Below are 22,268 nucleotides of genomic sequence, written 5' to 3' on the forward strand. Positions count from 1 at the left end.
AAAATCATGCTTTGTCTAAATTAGCAGTGTATATGAGGTTAATAATACCCCTCTTCACGCAAAGAGGGATAGCGTCTTAATCATCTATAAACGTAGGAAAACCCAAAGAGGGTGAGGAAATTTTATTCGTCTCTGATGAATCATCGCGTGGCAGGATGGGTGTTAATCTATTGGCTACGCCAAAAAAAGGATGCATTAAATGCATGTTGGGTTTGACAGCCTTGGTTCTTAACAAAACTAATTCCTTTTTCAGCGTACTTAACTCTTTTTCTAGATTAGTTTTCTCAGTCAGCGTAACTTGTTGCTCTTCCCAAATAGCTCTTTTTTCTTTCGTGAGTTGCTCGTTTTCTATAATTAACTGTGATTTTTCTTCTTTTAGTTGCAGCATCTCCTCTTTTATTTGTTGCTTTTCTTTTTCTAAAGAGGTGACTGTCTCTTTTAATAAGTCCCTTTCTTTCATTAAAAAAGGAATAGTTACTTTCTGCTGATGATTCATAATTAGTTTTTTAACAAAAATTGCAACTGAAGAAACATCAAAATTTTGCAGGTGTAATGGTTTTAGAAATATTTGGTCAATCATATTTCCTGATTTGCAAGGATACCAACCTTGCGTGATAGGTAGTACAAGTCCTGGGATTTGTTCCTCGTTGCCATCGAATTTGATTGAAATTTTACTACTCTGAGAGGTTTTTAATAAAGTATTAACATTCATTATCAGAGATTGTAGATGTTGTTGAACAAGGGATTGCTCTTCTTCATCTAAAGGGGTTTGACGTTCTATCAGAGGCTTTAGTTGTTTAATTTCAAAAAGAAAATAATTAAGCAAACTAAGCCGTTTTGCATAAGATTTAGTACTTTCATTAATGACAGTTTGTAAAGTTTCAATAAAATTTGGGTGAGGTTTTGTTAACAAGGTTTGTAATGGCTCTACTTTGACGTCTTGGGATTCACCATAATCCAAGATGACTTGAGCCAAGGAATGCACAACATTTTGCAATAACATAGTAACTCCTTTTAATATTAATAATGGATGATGCTATACCTAGCTCATTCACTATATGTAAACAACACTATGAGTGCAAGTGTTGAACAATCGGTTAAGACCACAGTTAATACGTAAAATTTTAAATCTAAAATTAACCTGTGGTAATTTTAAAAAAAATATTTATTTTTCTTATGAGTTAGGCTATATTGCCACGCTTAAGTTGCAGGAATAGGGCAACTTATTACAAGTCCAATCAATAAATAAGGAAATAAAAGTGTTCAAGCGTTTTCGATCACGCTACCGTCCTGCTATAGGAGTAGATATAACCCCGGCAGGGATTAATATTCTGCAGATTTCTCAGACTGAAAGTAAACTGTCTATTGAAAATTTTGCCTCAGAAATATTACCGCCTCATGCAATTGTTGATAATCAATTCAAGAATATTGATGTAATTGCACATTGCCTAAAAAAAATTATATCGACTACTTCTTTGTCAGGGTACCCAGCTATCTTGGCTGTACCAGATTCTGCTATTGTGAACAAGTTACTGCAGATTGATAAGAATTTACCTGAAGAAAGCATTGAGGAAGCAGTTTATTTAGAAGCCAGTAAGCAATTTAATTATCCCTTGCAGGAAGTCAGCCTTGATTATTCAATAGCAGGGCCTTCGAAAATGAATAAAGAAAAATTGGATATTTTTATTACGGCCTGCAGAGCAGAATATATTAATCAGCGTATTGAGACAATAAGTCGCGCCGGATTATCAACTCAAGTTGTGGAGCCAGAATCAAATGCTATAGAAAGAATAATCCTCTTGCTCAAAAACCGCACTAAAAATCAGGAAATTACAGCAACAATTGCTCTTATAAAGATTAATCAGTTAAAAATTCAATTGTATGTCATAAAGAAAAACAAAACATTTTTTATACACGAAGAGCTATTAGGTAATCATCAATGGATTGCTGCATTCGGACAGAGCGCTTTAAATAAAGAAAATATTTTAACCGAGTGGAACATGCAGCCTAAGTGTCAACCCAGTGCAACAAATGAAGATTTTGAAATCATAATTCGTCAGATCAAGAAAATGCTACAATTTTTTTATTCTGCCCATGCTAACGAGGTTATTGAGCATCTTTTTTTAGCGGGTGAAAGAGAATTATTGGCCAAGCTTTGTCTACGATTACCCGATAAAATTAAAATTCCGGTTTCTATTGCTGATCCTTTTGCAGATATGCTCCATTCAGCGCGTATTTGCTCTCAACAAATCATCGAAAAAGCACCCTCCTTATTAATAGCTTGTGGTCTAGCACTTAGAGGAAGTGTTAATAAATATGGTTGGAATTAATTTACTCCCTTGGCGAAAGTTAAGAGAACTGGAGAATAAACGAAAATTTAAAACAGCAATAATTATTGGTGTTTTTGCAGCAATATCCCTCATATCATTAATGAATTTTTTTACAAATGATATTTTGTTGGAGCAAGAAAATAAAATTAAAATTTTGAAAAAAGAAATTAATATTTTAAATTTAAAGGTTGGGGAGTTGTCGAGAATTAAAACGGAAATTAATGAAACAAAAACGCATGTTTTATCCTTTATTAATATGCAAAACAACCCCGCTATTTTAATGCATATTTTTGATGATCTATCAAAGGAAACTCCGGGTGATGTTCGATTGGTTTTTATTACTTTTAAAAATAAAAGAATCACTATTTTTGGTCAATCTATAAATCATAATGGCATCAATAAAATGACGAAAATCCTATCAAAAAATAAATGGTTGGTAGATGCTAAATTAGTTGAAGTATCAAAGAGTAAAAATCAAAAAAAAGAGTTTAATCGATTTAAATTGCAAGCTAATATGGAAATTAAAAATGGAACTTAAGAAAAAATGTAAATCAATAACTGTTGAAAGGATTATACAATGGATAATCGTGCAAAGATATTTAAGTGCAACTGCAGTTGCCATTTTAATAATTGGCATTAATTACTTTTTCTTTATCAGTGAAGCAAAAGAGAAATACCAATTCTTAAAAACTCAAGAAGTTAAATTAAAAGAAGAATTTGAGGAAAAGCAGGGTAAGGTTGCTACGCTGGATATTTATTATAAGCAAAAGGAAAAGCTTGATACAATCTTAAATAAAATTCTTAAACTATTTCCTGATAAGAAAAATGCCTCTATTTTGTCAGAAAAAATTTTTAATTTAGCGAAATCTAATGGATTGATGGTAAATTTTTTTGCGCCAATGCATGAAATTAGAAAGGAGTTCTATGTTGAGTTACCCCTTCGTTTAGTCATATCAGGACATTACAGGCAATTGGCTGTTTTCCTAAGCAAAGTAGCTCAATTGCCTTACCTGATAACTTTCGGAGATTTTAAAATCACAAAAATACGTGGTGATAAATTTCAAAAGCTATCCGGTCAATTGTTAATGAAAATTACCCTTCACCTATATCGATTATCTATAAAATGATTTTTAAAAAAAGGATAACTTTAATCATTTTAATTTTAATGGTGACTTCTTGTAGTGAAACAGATAAGGAATTGACCCAATACTTTCAGAAAATTAAAAACAGAAAAGTGCCGTTTCATGAAGACACTCCTCTTTTAAAATTGTTAGCCAAGTTTGATTATCCCTTGGGCAATAAAAGAAATCCTTTCCTTTATAATTTTGAAGATAACAAGAAAGTTGAAGAGAGCTCTTCAAGACCACTTTTAAAGGAGTTTTTCTTTAATTCTTTGCAATTTGTTGGTTTGCTGTGTTCATCCGAAAAAAGTTGGATCTTGATAAAAAATCCCGCTGGGAAAATAACTGCCATTAAACCAGGCGATCACATCGCAAGGGAAAACATAGAATTAATTAAAATTAAGAAAAAAGAACTGCTATTCAGAGCCCAGAATTTTGTAGAAGGAAAATGGCAACAACAAACAGTTAAGGTTTCTTTAAAGAATAAGAATAGGAGTTGAAATTGCATAAAATACTTCTGGGATTGTGCTTATTACTTTTTAACATAAATGTTATAGCCCAAAATAGTTTACAGCACCCTAAAATAAAGAAAGAAGTAGAAAATATAACGAAAGCTAGGATCATTAAAAATAAAGTAGGTAATAAACGAATTTCTTTAAATTTTCAAGATATTGAGGTAAGAGCTGTTTTGCAGTTATTAGCTGAATTTACTGGAATAAATATGGTTATAAGTGATACAGTAAAGGGTAATATCACCTTGAGTTTAAATGATATAGCCTGGGAACAGGCTCTGAGTATTATTTTAACAACCCAATCTCTAGAGAAAAGACGCATGGGCAATATCATGTTTATCGCACCTGCCGAAGAGTTCACTAAACGTGAGAAAAAAATTCGACAGGCACAAGATGAGACGAATAAATTTACGCCATTACAGTCATTGTTATTTCGAATTAAGTATGCCAAAGCTGCCGATATTGCTAATGTTTTGCAAGAAAAAAATGAAGCATTTTTATCAAGACGTGGCAGAATTGCTGTTGATATAAGAACAAACAGCTTATGGGTGCAAGACAGTTATAAGCACTTAAAAATTATTAGAAAACTCATTGAGCAACTCGATATTCCAGTAAAACAAGTTTTAATTGAAGCGCGTATTGTTAATGTTACTAAAGATTTTGCTCAAGATTTAGGATTGCGATTTGGAGTTGCAAGACCAACTCATTTGGGTGCTCTAAAGAAACACGACTCTCTTATAAAATCATCAGACTCGGCTGAAGGTGTTTCATTGAAGGAGAGATTAAATTTTGATCTTGACAGCTTGCCTATGGCAACCTCACCTGTGTCTGTAGGAATAGCCTTAGCCAAGCTCAGCAATCATATCCTTTTGGATTTGGAGTTATCGGCACTTGAAAGCGAGGGGCGGGGCGAAGTAATATCCACTCCAAGATTGATAGCAACCAATCAACAGCCTGCGTTAATCGAATCCGGAGAAGAAATTCCCTATCAGGAGGCGACTTCAAGCGGGGCAACTGCTGTAGTGTTTAAAAAAGCTGTGTTAAGTTTGAAAGTAACACCGCAAATTACTCCGGATAGCAATATTTTGATGGATTTAAAAATTAATCAGGATATACCATCACCAAAAGTTTTTAATGGTGTACCTACAATTCTGACAAAAGAAATTCAAACGAGTGTTTTAGTAGAGAATGGTCGTACAATTGTCTTGGGAGGAATTTATAAACAAGATAAAAATAATGAGATTAATCGCACGCCTCTCCTAGGTGATTTACCGGTTGTGAGACATTTATTCAGGAATCGCTCTCTATCAACCAGAAATGAGGAGTTGCTCATTTTCATTACTCCTAGGATAATATCCAACAATTTATCGTCAAAATCCTTTGACAGTTCAAAGCAATACATGATGAGAGGTGTAAAATTAACAAAGTTTGGTAGACAATTAGAAAAATATCATTAAATTTTTCTGGGTGTACTATGTTTAATCAAGTACATGGGTGTTTTTCTCATGTCTCAGTTGAAGGGGTGTGTAATTAAAAATGAGCATAGTTAAAGTACGAAACATATTTTTAATAGGGCCGATGGGAGCAGGTAAAAGCACAATAGGCCGTACTTTGGCAAAAGAGCTCAAACTTGAGTTCTATGATTCTGACGAAGTAATAGAAGAGCGTGCAGGAGCTGACATCTCTTGGATATTTGATATTGAAGGAGAAGAAGGTTTTCGACGTCGAGAGCAAAAGGTAATTGACGAATTAACGCAAAAAACCAATATTGTCTTGGCGACTGGTGGTGGTGTGGTAATGACACCTGAAAATCGTAATGCCTTGGCAGGGCGGGGAACGGTTATTTATTTAAAAACATCTTTACAACAACAGTATGAACGCACTAAACGTGACACCAAGCGTCCCCTGCTGCAAACTGAGGATTTGGAAAGTCGGTTAGAAATGTTACGGGATGAGCGAGAACCATTTTATGATGAGTTGGCTGATATCAGTTTTGAAACTGATAAATTAACTGTCAAAGCTGTAGCAAATAACATTATTAAATACATCTATGGCGAAGTTTGACCTGTATAAAGAAGTAGTGCTTCATTTACCGAGTCAGCATTATCCTGTTCTCATAGGATATAATGCCTTAAATGATCAGGTGGTACTGAATCGCTATTTAGCAGGTGAGCAGATTCTCATAGTAACCAATGACAAAATTGCATCACTTTATCTTGGTGATTTGCAAACAGCGTTTGCGAACAAACAGTGTGATGTTGTGATTCTTCAAGATGGAGAAGAATTTAAAAATCAGCAAAGCTTGGTTGCCATTTACGATGCATTAATTGCAAAGGGTCACCATCGAGATACCACATTAGTAGCTTTGGGAGGCGGTGTAATAGGGGATATTACTGGCTTTGCCGCAGCTACTTATCAGCGTGGAGTACAATTTTTACAAATACCTACTACGCTGTTAGCTCAGGTTGATGCTTCTATCGGTGGTAAAACGGCTATTAACCATCCTCTCGCCAAAAATATGATAGGCAGTTTTCATCAACCTGCTGCAGTAATCATTGATTTAAATACATTAAATACTCTGCCGGAGCGCGAGTTTCATGCTGGATTTGCTGAAATTATTAAGTATGCGTTATTGTCGGGAGGAGATTTTATTGAGCTTTTGTGTAATGTCTTGCAGGAGGGAATGAAAAACTCTCCAAATTTGGCTGCTGTAATTAGTCATTGTTGTCAGATTAAGGCAAATTATGTTGAGCAGGATGAACATGAAATCAGTGGGATCCGGGCCTATTTAAATCTTGGGCATACTTTTGCGCATGCACTTGAAGCTTATACCCACTATAATCGTTGGCTTCACGGAGAAGCAGTGGCTATTGGACTTTATTGTGCAGCGTTACTGTCGGAACAGTGCGCGCGGCTAGATAGAAAAACCATCCAATTGATTGATGATATGTTACTCATGGCAAAGTTACCACGACGGATTCCAAGAGATATTGACCTTGATAAACTGCGTGCAGCAATGGCGCAGGACAAAAAAATAAAAAATAAACATTTGCGCTTCATATTAATGAGAGCACCAGGAAATTGTTACATTGAAGATGAGGTATCAGAGGACTTGTTGCGCTCAATATTGCAAGCTGCAGTTGATGGAGATTAATTGATGCAAAGCGTAATGCAGGAATTAGAAGGCAAAGAAACGGTGAGCAAAAATACTTTTAAACCAAGCGCCTGGTTTACCAAAATTGATTTTATTAATCACCTTATTTTATTTAATAACGCATTAATAACTGTATTAGCTGAAGAAGGTGGTGGCAAAACGACATTTTGTGAGTTGCTGCAAGCAAATTTAGATCCTCAAATAAAGTCTTATATAATAAAAGCGACCCCCCCTTTCTCACCAGCTGAAGTATTAGCTCAACTTGCAACTTCACTGCATTTACGTACCGATTATGAGCTTTCTTTTGTAAATTTAATCCAGCAAATTAATGAAAGAAAGGCACATGTTGTAGTGATTATTGATGATGCTCAACACGTCCCCGATAACTTTCTTCATGACTTTTTAACTGCATTAAAACAGCAAGGGGAGCAATGTTTTTTTCATTTTTGTTTGGTTTCTGATTTTTCACTCGTGGCTAGTCTCAATAAGCTGGAAGCTGCCTCTTTAGAAAATTTAATTCATCGAGTGGAACCAGGTGCATTAACAGAAGTGGAAACAAAGACTTATCTGCTGAGTAAACTTTCCTCTCCAAAACGTATCGACCTAACCATGTCTGATAAACGACTAGAGCAATTTTACCAGCTAACTGGTGGTAACATAGCACGCATCAATAAGCAAATGGTGAGCTTTTTTTGTCCGGAGTCACTTAACTCCACAGGTTTGCAGAAATCTTCCTATTCAAAATATATAGGATTAGGGGCAACCTGTGCAGTGGCTTTGTTGGCTTCAGTTTACCTTTGGCAAAACCAGGATTTGTTTAAAAACAGGAAAAATCTTGCGCGAGGGAATACGCAAATTGTGACTGCTGTCGAACACCAATTACCTTCGCTTATTCCCAAAGTACCGCAAACAGCCAATGAAGAAAATGTTTTAATCAGCCAGATCCCCAGTTATAATCAACGTATGGAAAGTTATATTCCTGCCTTCACAATTTCAGCAAAAAGACAAGACACCCAACCGTCTCCTCTAAAACGTGTGGTGGAAATTGTTTTGGATGAAGAGGAGCAAGAGAATAGTTCACTCGTGGTAATGGATAAGGTTGTTGTGATTCCTAAACCCATTGGTAATGGTAGTCTTTCAAATACACCGGTAGCTTCTTTGGAAAGAAAGGTAGTTTCTACTCGAGAAACACCTAAGCCAACATTTCAACCGGCGTTTGCTCCTACCACGACGATTGCCTCAAAAGTACAAATTAACGCGCAGCGGGGGCAATATACTTTGCAGTTACTGGCAAGCCAGAACCTTGAAGATATTAAGCGTTTTGTAAATCATCATCATTTAACCCATACAAAAATCCGTATTGCAAAACGACAGGGAGTAAGTTGGTATGTTTTGACCCTGGGAGAATACAGTCGTTTTGAACAAGCGCAGCAGGCTGCCAGTCAATTGCCGACTACTCTCACTCAATATAAACCCTGGATTCGTTCAACCTCAGGGCTTACTGCTTTAGGTTAAGTGAGTTATTCACGCTAAGCGGCAGCTTGTCTTGCCGCTTAGCCCAGGAGCGGTAGCCTGCAATAGCCATGATGGTATAGACAAGCATTAGTAGACTGTGAAATGGTAGTTGCTTTTGAAAATATAAATAGCTGTAAACAGCATCGGTTAAGAACCATAAAATCCATGTGGCTATTAACTTGTAGCACATTAGCCATTGCGCAGCCAAACTTAATGAGGTGGTCAGGCTATCGAGTATGGCGATATCGGAACGAGTAAAAGTTTTAAGTAAATTTGCAATGAATAGAAAAAGAGCAAAAGTGACTGCAGTAAGCACTAGCCACTGTGTTGTTGAGAGTTTTGTAATTATTTTGGTAGTTCTGGGATTTGAACTTCGCCATAAATACCAACCATAGCAAGTACTAAAAAAATAGAATGATTCAAGTGCCATATCCGCATAAATTCCCTTTTGCCAATATAATAAACCATTAATTAATGTGGCCAGCAGGCTCACAGGCCATGCTTTATTACTGATTTGAATAAAATAATAAGTAGCCAATAAGGAAGCTACAGTTCCTACTATATCCAGAAGCATACATCATCCCTACGACGGCATTACCCGAACAGGTTCAATGGGTATTTCTCAGCCCTTTGGAGAGACAACTATCATTTGTCTCACAAAGGACACCCCTAATCTCTTCAAATTCAAGCTATTTGAATTTAAGAGAGAGTAATTTTATAGTAAACTGCTATTTATGGAAATTAAATTCTACGCTATTTAGAACTGATGTAGCCAAGGAGAAAATCATGTACAAAAGAGTACTATTCGCGACGGATTTTGATGAAGTAGGAATAAAAGCAGCTCATAAGGCAAAAAAAATTGCTGATGAAAATGGAGCGGATTTACTCTTGGTTCATGTTGTCGAGCCTATTCCTGCTTATGCTTATCCTGGTTTTGCTGGATTTGCCGAGGTGGAGGTTTCGATTCGTGAACAGGCTGAAAAAGAGCTTTCAGCGTTAGCAAAAAAACTTGGTGTTGATAGTGCACATTGCATGATCGAGTTTGGCTCTACTAAAAATGAAATTTTACGCGTCGCTAAGGAAAAGAAGATTGATTTAATCGTTACAGGAAGCCATGGAAAACATGGGTTAGCCTTGCTGTTGGGGTCAACAGCAAACGCCATTTTACATGGTGCGGAATGTGATGTGCTGATAGTGCGTCCCAAGGTTGATTAGGCTTGGGTAAGTCCAGAAAAAGAAGTTGGGCCAAGGCCCAACCAACCTGCACCTGGTTATGATTCTCAGGCAATCTCTAATGCTTCTTCTTCAAGGGATTTTACAATAGCTGGGCGCTTGTGAAGATTGGCAAAATAGCGTGGTAAATGATCCCACCTTGCTAAATCAATTTTATAGTTTTTTGTCCACATCAGTATAACAAACATATAAGCATCGGGTAGCGTGAATTGTTCACCCATGAGATAGCTATGCTTTAATTGTTTGTCAATAAAGCCTAACTTGGTTTTGATTAGAGGAATATATACCTTCTCTTTCATTTCCTGAGGAATAGTGGGATTAAACAAGGCTGAAAAATTTTTATGCAACTCTGTCGTAATAAAATTAATACACTCAAGAATGCGGTAACGTTTAAAATCACCGACAGGCGGTAATAGTTCTCGACTATGAAATTTATCCGCCAAATACTGTTGGATTACAGCATTTTCAGTGAGTATTTGTCCACCTTCCACTTCCAGCGCTGGCACCGCACCTTTAGGGTTAATTTTTAAATAATCCTGATCATCTTCAGTGCGTTTAGTTTTTAAATTGACGGACTTATAGTCACAATCAATACCCATCTCATTAATAAGAATTCGTACTGCCAGAGAACACGCTCCCTTTGTATAAAATAATTTCATGCTAGTCCCTTAAAAATAGATGAGTTTTTCATTTTACTTGTTCAGGTATATTTGTCGATACCTATTCACCATTATGAAATACTACCATTACCCGGGATTGTTTAAATTATTTCTGAGTAATTCAGTAATAAGATGGAAGTATACTCCAAATTGCTAGTGTTCTGATGCTATAGTTAGAGGATATATTTAAATGGCTCTGGACACAGGAATATTAGTAACGATGAAAATGAAAAGTAGCATAGTGCAAATAGTAGTAATTATTACATCGCTTCTACTTTTCAGTTGCAGTGAAAAAAAAGCCTCAACGCAAACTGTACCCGAGGTAGGTGTTGTAACTTTAAAGGCTGAGCCCTTTATTTTAACTACCGTGTTACCCGGTAGAACTCGCCCTTATCGGGTGGCTGAAGTAAGACCTCAGGTAAGTGGCATTATATTAAAACGCCAGTTTATTGAGGGTAGTGATGTTAAGGAAGGCCAATCTTTATATCAAATTGATCCAGCACCTTATCAGGCAGCTTATGATAGTGCCCAGGGTGATTTGGCAAAAGCTGAGGCAGATGCTGAAATCAATCACCTGACGGTAAAGCGTTATAAACCTTTGTTAGGCTCTAAATTTGTAAGTCATCAGGATTATGATACCGCTGTTGCCAATGCAAAACAGGCTGACGCAACCGTAGTAGCGGCTAAGGCTTCACTCAAGACTGCTCATATTAATCTTATTTATACTAAAGTTATCTCCCCAATTAGTGGACGTATTGGTAAGTCCAATGTAACTGAGGGGGCATTGGTTACTGAAAATCAAACAACACCACTGGCCACAGTACAACAGCTTGATCCCATTTACGTTGATGTAACTCAGTCGAGTACGGATTTTTTGCGTTTAAGGCGAGAATATGCCGAGGGAGCTTATAGAAAAAGCAAGAATGATCTTGAGATTGAATTGCTCCTGGAAGATGGCACCCTTTATAGTAAAAAGGGTACTCTGGAATTTTCTGATGTGACTGTTGATGAGACTACGGGAGCAATTACTGTACGCGCTATTTTCCCGAACCCTGAGCATGAGCTTCTTCCTGGGATGTTTGTTCGTGCCCGTATAAAAGAGGGTTTGAAAGAACAAGCAATTCTTGCTCCACAACAGGGAATTACTCGTAACCCTCGTGGTCAAGCCACTGCTTTAGTCGTTGATGCCGGTAATAAGGTCGTGTTACGTGAGGTTAAAGCGACACTGGCTGTGGGTGATAAATGGCTTATTACCAGCGGCTTGCAAGAAGGGGATAAAATTATTGTATCTGGACATATGAAAGTTAAACCAGGTATGACTGTAACTTCCGTTGAAGTCAGGGCGAATGAAAAAGAGAGTTCAGATGCGGCTTTGCAAAGAAAAAAGGTAAGTTAAAAAGATGTCTAATTTTTTTATAGACAGACCCATTTTTGCTTGGGTTTTAGCCATTCTTGTTAGTCTGGCAGGAATTATTGCTATTTTTAATTTACCTATAGCGCAATATCCAAGTGTTGCCCCACCAGCTATTGAAATTCAAGCGACTTATCCTGGAGCTGATGCTCAAACAGTAGAGAATACAGTAACTCAGGTTATTGAGCAAAATATGAGTGGCCTTGATAAATTAATGTATATGTCGGCTCAGAGCGATTCTTCGGGCACCGTTACCATTACGCTTACCTTTGATGCGAGTGCTGATGCTGACATTGCACAGGTTCAAGTTCAGAACAAATTGCAGCTAGCAATGCCAAGGCTCCCGCAGGAAGTACAGACTCAAGGCATTAATGTTAAAAAATCGAGTAGTAGTTACCTATTGGTTATAGGCGCTATTTCAGAAGACGGCAGTATGGATCAGTATGATCTTGCTGATTATGTGGCCTCAAGCATTCAGGACCCAATTAGCCGTCTTAATGGGGTAGGTGATGTTGAGTTGTTCGGTGCTCAATATGCAATGCGCATTTGGTTGGATCCTCATAAGTTAAATAATTATCAACTGATACCTAATGATATCATTCTGGCGATAAGAGCGCAGAATGATCAGGTTGCCGCCGGACAGTTAGGAGGAACGCCTGCTGTGGCTGGTCAGCAACTTAATGCTCCCATTATTGCTCAAACTCGCTTAAGAACTCCGGAAGAGTTTGGCAAAATTCTATTAAAAGTAAATAAAGACGGCTCGCTTGTGCGGTTGAGGGATGTGGCTCGGGTAGAGCTGGGGGGTGAAAATTATACGACCATTTCACGTTATAATGGAAAGCCAGCCGCAGGTTTAGGCGTAAAACTTGTGACAGGTGCCAATGCTATTGATACTGCAGCAGCCATTAAACAAAAAATCGTTGAAATGGAGCCCTATTTTCCCACAGGTTTTAAAATTGTTTATCCCTATGACACCACACCTTTTGTAGAAATCTCTATTGAAGAGGTCATAAAAACTCTATTTGAAGCAATGGTTCTTGTTTTTTTGGTGATGTATCTTTTTCTGCAAAATTTTCGTGCTACCTTGATTCCAACCATTGCTATTCCTGTCGTTTTGCTTGGTACTTTTGCCATATTGGCTGTGTGTGGATTTACTATTAATACCCTTACCATGTTTGGTATGGTTTTAGCGATTGGATTATTGGTCGACGATGCAATTGTAGTCATTGAAAATGTAGAACGCGTCATTGTCGAAGAAGGTTTAAATCCTAAAGAAGCAACGCGTCGCTCTATGGGACAAATCCAGGGAGCATTAGTAGGAATTGCCACGGTATTATCTGCAGTATTTGTGCCGATGGCTTTTTTTGGGGGCTCAACGGGTGCAATTTATCGCCAATTTTCTATTACCATTGTATCAGCAATGATTTTGTCTGTTCTCGTTGCATTAATATTAACGCCTGCCCTGTGCGCTACAATGCTAAAGCCTGCTTCAGTCAGTGAAAGCCATAGAAAGGGATTTTTTGGCTGGTTTAACCGAAATTTTGAGCGCGCGCAGCATCTCTACCATGATGGGGTTAAGAAAATTTTGTTTCAAACAGGGCGCTATCTTCTTATGTATTTAGCCATCATTTTGGGGGTAGGCTATTTATTTTTAACCTTGCCCTCTTCGTTCTTACCCGAAGAGGATCAAGGCATGCTGCTCACCATGATTCAATTACCACCTGGAGCTACTCAACAGCGAACACAAAAAGTTGCTGATCAAATTACAGATTATTATCTTACTGAAGAAAAAAATAACGTTATTTCAATTTTTACTGTCGTTGGCTTTGGCTTTAATGGACAAGGACAAAATAATGGCATTGCGTTTATTACCCTTAAGAATTGGGATGAGCGCAAGGGGGCTGAAAATAAAGTAGAAAGTATTATTAACAGGGCCACACAGGCTTTCGCAAAAATCAAAGATGGCTTGGTTTTTCCTTTTAACTTGCCTGCGATTATTGAATTGGGTACGGCGACAGGATTTGATTTTGAATTAATTGATAGAGCAAATCTTGGGCATGAAAAATTGACTGAGGCTCGAAATCAACTTTTAGGGATGGTTGCCAAGCATCCCGATACACTGGTTCGCGTGCGGCCCAATGGTCTGGAAGATGCGCCACAGTTCAAACTCAAAATAGATCAGGAAAAAGCGGAAACCTTGGGTGTTTCTATAGCGGATATCAATCAAGCCATCTCTACCAATCTTGGTAGTACTTACGTCAATGATTTTATTGATAGAGGACGAGTAAAAAAAGTGTATGTGCAGGCTGATGCTAAATTTCGTATGCTTCCAAATGATATTAAGACCTGGTACATACGAGGAAAAGATGGACAGATGGTGCCTTTTTCAGCCTTTACTGAATCACAGTGGGAATATGGTTCACCTCGTCTTGAAAGGTATAATGGTTTGCCATCCATGGAAATTCTTGGAGAAGCCGCTCCTGGGAAAAGTACAGGGGAAGCAATGAATCTCATGGAGCAACTCGCTTCCAAATTACCGCAGGGGATTGGCTACGATTGGACGGGGATGTCTTATCAGGAGCGTTTGTCAGGCGCACAGGCCCCTTTACTTTATGCCATTTCCCTGATTGTGGTCTTTTTATGTCTGGCAGCTTTGTATGAAAGTTGGTCTATTCCCTTTTCGGTCATGCTGGTTGTTCCACTAGGCGTCATAGGCGCATTATTGGCCACTTATTTCCGTGGCTTGAACAATGATGTTTACTTTCAGGTTGGACTTTTAACAACCGTTGGTTTATCGGCCAAAAATGCGATTTTGATAGTAGAGTTTGCCAAAGATTTAATGGAAAAAGAAAGGAAGGGATTAATAGAAGCAACCTTGGAAGCATCACGCATGCGTTTACGTCCCATTTTAATGACTTCCATGGCATTTATCTTTGGAGTATTACCTTTGGTGCTAAGCACAGGAGCAGGTTCTGGAGCTCAAAATGCGGTAGGTACTGGGGTCGCTGGCGGAATGTTTACGGCAACTGTGCTGGCTATTTTCTTTGTCCCTGTATTTTTTGTGGTAATCCACCGGCGGCTAACGAGAGATACCGCAGAATAGTGCCTGGAAATTCAGCGACAAATAAAGCAGGAGGTCGCCTCTACCCATATTAATTTCGCAATCTGCTTTAAACTCTGTATAATTATTTTTTTATTATTATTAATAAAGCATGAAGCTGCTACGTGGACTAAAAAATATTCCTGATTTTTCACAAGGCACTGTTGCAACGATTGGCAATTTTGACGGCGTGCATCGCGGCCATCAGGCGTTGCTGGCACGATTACGCTTTCAGGCTGATCGAATGCAATTACCTTCGGTTGTTTTATTATTCGAGCCGCAACCTAGTGAATTCTTTCGAGGTTCACAGGCTCCAGCGAGATTAGCAACGCTGCGTGAAAAATTGGAAGCGCTTAAGCAGTGTAATATTGATTACGTCTACTGTTTAAAATTTAATAAAAAGCTTGCTTTAATGGAAGCTGAAAAGTTTGCGCGACACTATTTTTTTTCCTTATTGAAGGTAAAGTATTTGTTGGTGGGAGAAGATTTCCGTTTTGGAAGGCAACGACAAGGGGATATTCACTTAATTCAGCAGATGACTAAGGATTATGACGCTTGGGTTGAAACATTTCCTGAAGTGTCCATTGAAGGCGAAAGAGTAAGTTCTACAAAAATTAGAGCAGCGTTAGCCAATGGTTATCTTACTCAAGCTTCTTTGTTATTGGGCAGAACTTATAGTCTTTGTGGACGCATTATCAAAGGAGATGGACGAGGAAGACAGTGGGGCATTCCAACGGCTAATGTAAGAACCCAGCGACTTACCTTACCTTTAAAGGGCGTATTCTGTATTCAGGTCAAAAGAGGAAATAAATGGTTAAAGGGGGTTGCTAATCTTGGAAGCAGGCCCACCGTCGATGGAACTAAAAACGTTTTAGAAGTTCACCTTTTTGATTTTGATGAGAACCTGTATGGAGAGATATTGCAAGTGTTTTTCTTGCACAAGCTGCGAGATGAGATTAAATTTTCATCAGTGGATGTTTTGATAAAACAAATTCATGAGGATATTGATGCAGCGAGAGCTTTTTTTGCTAAAGGCTGTTGACAGCTCGTGTTAAAACCCCACGCCTGGGCATGGGCTCCATGGAGAGGATAGGGCTACAGCACCTCAGCGTTATAGCTCCAACAACCCGAGCAGGCCTAATTTAAATTTTAACGCTTTAACAGAGTAGATGAGATGGCAGATTATAAAGATACCTTAAATTTACCAGATACAACGTTTCCAATGAAAGCTAATCTTGCCCAGCGAGAACCCCAAATGTTGGCTGAGTGGGAATCCCAAGGTATCTATAAAAAAATTAGACAGGCCCGCGAAGGGGCTAAACGATTTGTTCTTCATGACGGGCCTCCTTATGCCAATGGGCATTTGCATTGCGGACATGCCCTTAACAAGATTCTGAAAGATATTATTAACAAGTCAAAATGTTTCAGTGGTTTTGATACGCCTTTTGTGCCTGGTTGGGATTGTCATGGCTTGCCAATTGAGTTGAATGTTGAAAAAAAGATAGGCAAGGCAGGTGTTAAAGTTAGTCCCAGCGAATTTCGTTTAAAATGCCGTGAATACGCTGCAAGTCAAATTGATATTCAACGTGATGAATTTAAACGTCTAGGCGTATTTGGTGACTGGGAGCATCCTTATGTGACGATGGATTACTCTTATGAAGCCAATATTATACGTGCTTTAGGGAAGGTCATTGAAAATGGCCATTTACAGCAAGGCTTTAAACCAGTTCATTGGTGCATCGAATGTGGTTCTGCGTTGGCAGAAGCAGAAGTCGATTATGAAGACAAAACCTCGCCTTCAATTGATGTGGCTTTCGTAGCAGTAAATCCTCAAGCTATCTTAGACAAACTCGCAAATAATCGGGTGGTTAAGCCTATCATTGTACCTATTTGGACTACCACACCATGGACGCTGCCTGCTAATGAAGCAGTGTGCTTGCATCCGGAGCTCGAATATTCATTACTGGAAACTTCTGAACACTATTTTTTAGTTGCCACTGAACTGACTGAATCCGTGATGAGTCGTTATGGAGTAGACAGGTACACCATTGCTGGAAAAGTAAAGGGTCAGCATTTTGAAAATATTTCCTTACAACATCCTTTTAATGAGAGACAGGTTCCCATTGTTTTAGGAGAACATGTAACTATCGATGCCGGTACCGGCTGTGTGCATACCGCACCAGCTCATGGCCCGGATGATTATCAGGTGGGCCTGACTTATGATTTGCCATTAATTAATCCTGTTTTAACAAATGGTTGCTACAGTGAGGATGTACCTTTGTTTGCTGGACTTTCTGTATTAAAGGCCAATGACAAAGTGGTTGAAGTTTTAAAGGCACGCCAGGTGCTTTTGCATAATGAATCCATTCGTCATAGTTATCCTCATTGTTGGCGCCATAAAACCCCCATGATTTTTTTAGCTACACCCCAATGGTTTATCGCCATGGATAAAAATGGTCTACGCCATGCAATTGCTGCGGTGATTAATGAAGTAAATTGGATTCCAGAATGGGGCAAAGCGCGTATTGCCAACATGATAGAAACCCGGCCTGATTGGTGTATTTCTCGCCAACGTGCCTGGGGTACTCCGATGACCTTGTTTGTGCATAAAAACACACGTGAACTGCATCCTGACTCAGTTGCGTTAATTGAAAAAATTGCAATGAAAGTAGAGCAGCATGGTATTGATGCCTGGTTTGATTTAAATATTGAAGAGTTTTTAGGTGACGATGCTGCCCATTATGAGAAAATAACCGATACACTGGATGTTTGGTTTGATTCGGGTGTTTCCCATTATTGCGTATTAAAACAAAATAAAGAATTAGAAATTCCCGCTGATGTTTATTTTGAAGGATCGGATCAGCATCGAGGATGGTTTAATTCTTCTTTGACCACTGCCGTTGCTATTTACGGTCATGCTCCTTATAAAAGCGTATTAACCCATGGTTATACTGTTGATGCAGAGGGACGAAAACTCTCCAAATCCAAAGGCAATTATGTAGCCCTGGACAAGCTGGTAAACCAACATGGTGCTGATATTTTACGTTTATGGGTTTCCTCGACAGACTATCGTCATGAAGTGAGTATTTCTGAGGAAATTATCAAGCGCAACTCGGATGCTTATCGCCGTATACGAAATACAGCACGGTTTCTGTTGGCGAACTTGTTTGATTTTATTCCGGAAGAACACTGTGTCGATGCTGCTGAATTAGTTGAATTGGATAGTTGGGCCATTAAACGTACTCAGCAACTACAAGAAGAAATTCTGGAGGCGTACAAAAATTATAATTTTCATGTGATTTATCAGAAAATTCATAACTTCTGTGCGGTGGATATGGGAAGTTTCTATTTGGATGTCATTAAAGATCGGCAATATACAACCGCAACAAACAGTATCGCCAGACGCTCTTGTCAAACAGCGATGTTTCATATTATTCATGCCTTGACACGTTGGCTGGCTCCCATCTTATCGTTTACCGCAGAAGAAATTTGGCAGGTTATTCCTGGTAAAACGAGTAGTTCTGTTTTTGAAGAGCGTTGGTATGAGCAATGGCCTGCAGTCACTGAGGTTAACATGCAGTTTTGGCAACATTTGCAAGGAATTAGAGATGAAGTGAACAAGGCACTGGAAAGTCAGCGTAAAGAGGGTTTAATTGGTTCCGCTTTGGCAGCAGAAGTAACCATTTACGCCAATGAGAAAACAGTTCCTTTATTGCAGCAGTTAGGTGATGAATTAAGATTCATTTTAATAACGTCTGCAGCGAAAGTAGAGGCGTTAGAAAACTGTTCCGCCAAGGTTGAGGTGGATTCTGAATTGGGTGTGGCTATTGTAGTCCAGCCTAGCCATCATGAAAAATGCGAGCGTTGCTGGCATCGACGAGAAGAGGTAGGTCAGGATGTAAACTATCCAACCTTATGTCAACGTTGTGTAGGGAATATTAGTGGTCGTGATGAAGTGAGGCACTACGCATGAAAAAATGGCCCTGGTTTTTATTGAGTATTGTAATTATTGTAGCTGATCAGCTTACCAAGCATTGGGCTGCTATAAATTTGGTTCCTTATCAACCGGTGCCCTTACTGCCCATGCTTAATTTTACCCTGGCCTATAATTCAGGAGCTGCTTTTAGCTTTTTGAGTGGTACTGGTGAATGGCATCGATGGTTTTTTGCAGGATTCAGTATTTTAATGAGTATTTTTTTAATCCTCTGGCTGATGCGATTACCTGCAAAAGCCAAACTACAATCTTGTGCTGTTGGTCTTATTCTTGGTGGTGCAGTAGGAAATTTGTATGACAGAGCAGTAGTTGGCCAAGTTACTGATTTTATCGATTTCTATTATAAAAATCACCACTGGCCTGTATTTAATCTTGCTGATAGCGCAATTTGCATTGGCGCTTTTCTGCTACTGGTTGATTTATGCAAGAACCCCGGCCGATAATGCCTGAAGTTGCTTACTTTCAGGGTTAAGAATGCTAACTGCTGCTACTGCAGGTAAACTTAAGTAATGTTCGGCTTCATCCCATTCAATTTCGGCTGGGAATAGTCTAAGCATAGGCAAGCATTTATTTAATGAGGCACAGAAAGTTAAATTTGCGGGATAAGGCCTTGCTTGATGATAACCAAGCGCCATCACTTGCATTGCTTCAGAAATGGTAGCAATACCAGGAAGATAATTCATTGAATAAATCGCTGCTGTCTGAGCAATGGCGGGTAAAAAACCAGGACTTGAAGCGAAATGAATGCCTGCTTGATAACTATCTTCTAACTGTTGTGTTGTCGTAATATTTCCAGCACCAATTCGTAGTCCTGGAAAATCTCGCAAGGCCTTCTTCAGAATTTCCTGTTCGCTGGTATTAATTTCAACCACAGCAAAGCCTGCACTGGCAATTTGCTTTAGTTTGTCAAATAAAAAGGCATCAACATCTAAAGTTATAATAATTGATTGATTATCAAACAATTTGTCAGTCATCATAGTGTTATTCGCTAACGGCCGCAATATTGTCCATGTTAGAAGAGTTGCGGCCGCTTAGCAAGAGTTGATTAAGGTTTTGGATAAGGAGTTGTTGAAAAAGGAGTAAACGTTGAACGAGGTTGATCATCGTGAGCTGTTTCTTTCGGACGTGGAATTTTAGTGACGTTGGGTTTATAGGCAGAGACGCCAAGCCGCTCCATATTTTTTAGCAAACTGTTTATAATTTGTGGTGGTATGGGCTGCCCATAACGAATATTAGCCAGGATAGATTGTGTTGAAGAATCAATTGTACCGTCAGGCCTTTTAAAAATAGATTCCAGTCGAGATACAGATTGAGGTGTGGGATTAGCCTTCATCAATAGTAAAATATGTCTATAACTTTGGGCCACAACCTGTGTATTAGTTGGCTGTGAACTTTTGCTGTTCATACTGGGCTTAGGGGATGGAACAGGCGTAGTGGAGCGGGGGTCTGTAGCTATCTCCGGAGTCAAATTATTCAACTGCTTCATCAAAAGTTCTACATCAGCTCGTGCAGCTTGAAGTTTTGTAAGCTGATTGGAAATCAGTAAAATTTCCTGCTGCATTGTTTCACTACGGGTATTAATAGCCTCTCTCTTATCAAATTGCAGTCCTTTTTCCAGTGTCTTGTTGTGATGAACCAAGGTTTTCAAGCTGCTAATACTTGGACGGGCACGCTCGAAATCTTTGTGGGCTCTATTTTTATCTTCTTCACTCAGGAAAGGGAAATTTTCAGGTGACTGATCTTTCTGCAGTAAATAATATTTACCATCATGCAATACGATAGATTGTTCTTTAGAAAGTATAAAGGCAGATTCGCCAAATTGAGCAAAAGACGACATGGGTTGACCATCTTTGCTCCAAAGTGTTTTTTCTCCTTTTAAAACGGCGACCATATCTCGAAGCCCTTCATATTGAACATGCAAGCCATTGTGCTTATGAAGCAATTGTCTTGCTTTTTCCTCGTTTCCTTCTTCAATTAAAGCACCAATTTTTCCTGCCTGTTTTTCAAGAGTTTCTTTAAGGTTATTAATTTTTAATTCCAAATGTTCTGTGGTGAATTCAGGCGTTTCAGTTTGTTTCTGCAGAATAGAGTAGGTGGTTTGTAAAGTCTCTAATTGCTTTTTGACATTTGCATTGCCTGTTGAAGACAGTTGTTCTTGCAGTTGGGTTATTTTTTGCTCTAATTGTGTTAAAGTTTTACTTCTTTCTTCAGGGCTCATCGAATGAGAATTAAGAAGAATAATGTATTGATCGAGCGCGTCAAGATTGCCGTCGAAGAGGTTGTAGCGTTCTTCAATAATGGCATCTTGCTCATCAAGTTTCTGTAATTCAATTTCTAACTCTACTTCCAGTTTCTCGGATTCCTGAAGTTTATCTGAGAGCGTTTTTTGCAGAGCATTGATAGATTCAGTGTAGGCGTTATATTGCGCCTGAGCATTGGCTATCTCTGAATTACTTTCAGATGCGGTAGAAGTGGGAGATTGATGTAATTTTTTATCAATTCCCTTCTGGATTTCCGTATTTTTTTCCTTGGCTCTGGCTTCTTTTTCATAAAGTAGTCCCAGAAGCAAGGCTGCCAAAGCACGATGTCGTCGAATTTCATGATCTCGTTGTTCCAGTTGAACAGCTTCTTTTATAGATTCAATTTCTGCCAATTGTTGACCGATTATGGCAAGGACATCATGGCCTGCAGGAGATTTAAGAAAAGTAATAACGTCTTTGGACGTTTTAAGACCATAGCGACTTAAATAAATGGTGGCTAGATAGGAGGGGTGAACCTCTGGATCATGTGGGTGAGGTATATGTTTATCTTTCCTGTTTTCTTGCTGATTACTTGCTTCAAGATTAGCAAACCACTGCTCCAGATGAGAAGCGGTTAAACTAATTACCTTATTCGGACTGGTTTTAATCTCGAGGGATTGATCAGACTCCTCATGAGCTCTGGTTGTAAAAGCAGATTCTTTTGCAGGCTCAGAATGCTGTTTATTGAGTTCAGTAGGTACTTTTAATTCCTCCCTGGAATTAATTTTAGTGCTGTTAGCCATAACAAACCCCTCAAGCAAAATTAATACTTAAGTATACATCATTTAACTGGTTATACAATAGCCAAAATGGGCTCCAAAAGAACTAAAATGATGCAATTGTTTAATATGCTACCTTTAGGGCTTTTAAAGGTAATTCAGTGCCTCAGGGGGGCTGTCATTTCGTGGCAGGACGATTTTAACCGGTTTCAAATGGAGT

General features: G+C 38.6%; 19 protein-coding genes and 1 riboswitch. Of the genes, 14 read left to right on the forward strand and 5 right to left on the reverse strand.

What is annotated here, in order from left to right; translation table 11 throughout:
* Positions 1–76 precede the first annotated feature (76 nt).
* Positions 77–1,003, reverse strand: a complete 927-nt coding sequence (locus clem_RS04440) for a hypothetical protein (RefSeq protein ID WP_094090514.1) — start codon at positions 1,001–1,003, stop codon at positions 77–79.
* A gap of 256 nt (positions 1,004–1,259) precedes the next feature.
* Between clem_RS04440 and pilM the strand changes: the two genes are divergently transcribed.
* The 8 genes from pilM (at position 1,260) to clem_RS04480 (ending at position 8,632) form a co-directional block, all read left to right on the forward strand.
* Positions 1,260–2,330, forward strand: a complete 1,071-nt coding sequence (gene pilM, locus clem_RS04445) for a type IV pilus biogenesis protein PilM (protein ID WP_157698178.1) — start codon at positions 1,260–1,262, stop codon at positions 2,328–2,330.
* Positions 2,317–2,868, forward strand: coding sequence for a PilN domain-containing protein (locus clem_RS04450; protein WP_094090516.1), 552 nt, complete (start codon positions 2,317–2,319; stop codon positions 2,866–2,868). Before pilM ends, clem_RS04450 begins: the two co-directional genes overlap by 14 nt.
* Positions 2,858–3,457, forward strand: a complete 600-nt coding sequence (locus clem_RS04455) for a type IV pilus inner membrane component PilO (RefSeq protein WP_094090517.1) — start codon at positions 2,858–2,860, stop codon at positions 3,455–3,457. Before clem_RS04450 ends, clem_RS04455 begins: the two co-directional genes overlap by 11 nt.
* Positions 3,454–3,951, forward strand: coding sequence for a pilus assembly protein PilP (locus clem_RS04460; RefSeq protein ID WP_094090518.1), 498 nt, complete (start codon positions 3,454–3,456; stop codon positions 3,949–3,951). Before clem_RS04455 ends, clem_RS04460 begins: the two co-directional genes overlap by 4 nt.
* A gap of 2 nt (positions 3,952–3,953) precedes the next feature.
* Complete coding sequence (locus clem_RS04465) at positions 3,954–5,420, forward strand: type IV pilus secretin PilQ (protein ID WP_232505562.1); 1,467 nt, start codon at positions 3,954–3,956, stop codon at positions 5,418–5,420.
* Between the two features lie 79 nt (positions 5,421–5,499).
* On the forward strand, positions 5,500–6,027 hold the full coding sequence (aroK, locus tag clem_RS04470) for a shikimate kinase AroK (RefSeq protein WP_045106431.1): 528 nt from the start codon (positions 5,500–5,502) through the stop codon (positions 6,025–6,027).
* Positions 6,014–7,117, forward strand: coding sequence for a 3-dehydroquinate synthase (gene aroB / locus clem_RS04475; protein WP_094090520.1), 1,104 nt, complete (start codon positions 6,014–6,016; stop codon positions 7,115–7,117). The genes aroK and aroB overlap by 14 nt, the downstream gene beginning before the upstream one ends.
* Before the next feature lie 3 nt (positions 7,118–7,120).
* On the forward strand, positions 7,121–8,632 hold the full coding sequence (locus clem_RS04480; RefSeq protein ID WP_094090521.1) for an AAA family ATPase: 1,512 nt from the start codon (positions 7,121–7,123) through the stop codon (positions 8,630–8,632).
* On the opposite strand, the gene pnuC is transcribed toward clem_RS04480, so the two are convergent.
* Positions 8,616–9,206, reverse strand: coding sequence for a nicotinamide riboside transporter PnuC (gene pnuC, locus clem_RS04485; RefSeq protein ID WP_094090522.1), 591 nt, complete (start codon positions 9,204–9,206; stop codon positions 8,616–8,618). The two genes, clem_RS04480 and pnuC, sit on opposite strands and share 17 nt — an antisense overlap.
* A riboswitch (TPP riboswitch) is annotated at positions 9,195–9,313 on the reverse strand. Its footprint overlaps the gene before it by 12 nt.
* 105 nt (positions 9,314–9,418) lie before the next feature.
* Between pnuC and clem_RS04490 the strand changes: the two genes are divergently transcribed.
* The gene (locus clem_RS04490; protein ID WP_094090523.1) at positions 9,419–9,847 is read left to right on the forward strand and encodes a universal stress protein; all 429 of its coding nucleotides are present in this window, start codon (positions 9,419–9,421) and stop codon (positions 9,845–9,847) included.
* Between the two features lie 65 nt (positions 9,848–9,912).
* On the opposite strand, the gene gstA is transcribed toward clem_RS04490, so the two are convergent.
* Positions 9,913–10,524: a glutathione transferase GstA gene (gene gstA, locus clem_RS04495; RefSeq protein WP_094090524.1), complete on the reverse strand. Its 612-nt coding sequence runs from the start codon at positions 10,522–10,524 to the stop codon at positions 9,913–9,915.
* Between the two features lie 190 nt (positions 10,525–10,714).
* Between gstA and clem_RS04500 the strand changes: the two genes are divergently transcribed.
* From clem_RS04500 to lspA, 5 genes are all read left to right on the forward strand, one after another.
* Positions 10,715–11,920 (forward strand): efflux RND transporter periplasmic adaptor subunit, encoded by a 1,206-nt coding sequence (locus clem_RS04500; RefSeq protein ID WP_269766809.1) that lies wholly within the window; start codon positions 10,715–10,717, stop codon positions 11,918–11,920.
* 4 nt (positions 11,921–11,924) lie between these two features.
* Positions 11,925–15,038, forward strand: a complete 3,114-nt coding sequence (locus clem_RS04505; RefSeq protein WP_094090525.1) for an efflux RND transporter permease subunit — start codon at positions 11,925–11,927, stop codon at positions 15,036–15,038.
* Positions 15,039–15,147: 109 nt separating this feature from the next.
* Entirely contained in the window at positions 15,148–16,077 is a 930-nt protein-coding gene (gene ribF / locus clem_RS04510) for a bifunctional riboflavin kinase/FAD synthetase (protein WP_094090526.1), read from the forward strand.
* A gap of 132 nt (positions 16,078–16,209) precedes the next feature.
* A complete protein-coding gene (gene ileS, locus clem_RS04515) occupies positions 16,210–19,008 on the forward strand; it encodes an isoleucine--tRNA ligase (RefSeq protein WP_094090527.1) in 2,799 nt (932 codons plus the stop codon).
* Positions 19,005–19,472, forward strand: a complete 468-nt coding sequence (gene lspA / locus clem_RS04520; protein WP_094090528.1) for a signal peptidase II — start codon at positions 19,005–19,007, stop codon at positions 19,470–19,472. Before ileS ends, lspA begins: the two co-directional genes overlap by 4 nt.
* On the opposite strand, the gene clem_RS04525 is transcribed toward lspA, so the two are convergent.
* Both clem_RS04525 and clem_RS04530 read right to left on the reverse strand, forming a co-directional pair.
* Positions 19,449–20,006 carry a beta/alpha barrel domain-containing protein gene (locus clem_RS04525; RefSeq protein ID WP_094090529.1) on the reverse strand — a complete coding sequence of 186 codons (558 nt, stop codon included), beginning with the start codon at positions 20,004–20,006 and terminating at the stop codon, positions 19,449–19,451. The two genes, lspA and clem_RS04525, sit on opposite strands and share 24 nt — an antisense overlap.
* A gap of 68 nt (positions 20,007–20,074) precedes the next feature.
* A complete protein-coding gene (locus clem_RS04530; RefSeq protein ID WP_094090530.1) occupies positions 20,075–22,072 on the reverse strand; it encodes a hypothetical protein in 1,998 nt (665 codons plus the stop codon).
* Positions 22,073–22,268 lie beyond the last annotated feature (196 nt).

This window comes from Legionella clemsonensis (assembly GCF_002240035.1).
Lineage (GTDB): Bacteria > Pseudomonadota > Gammaproteobacteria > Legionellales > Legionellaceae > Tatlockia > Tatlockia clemsonensis.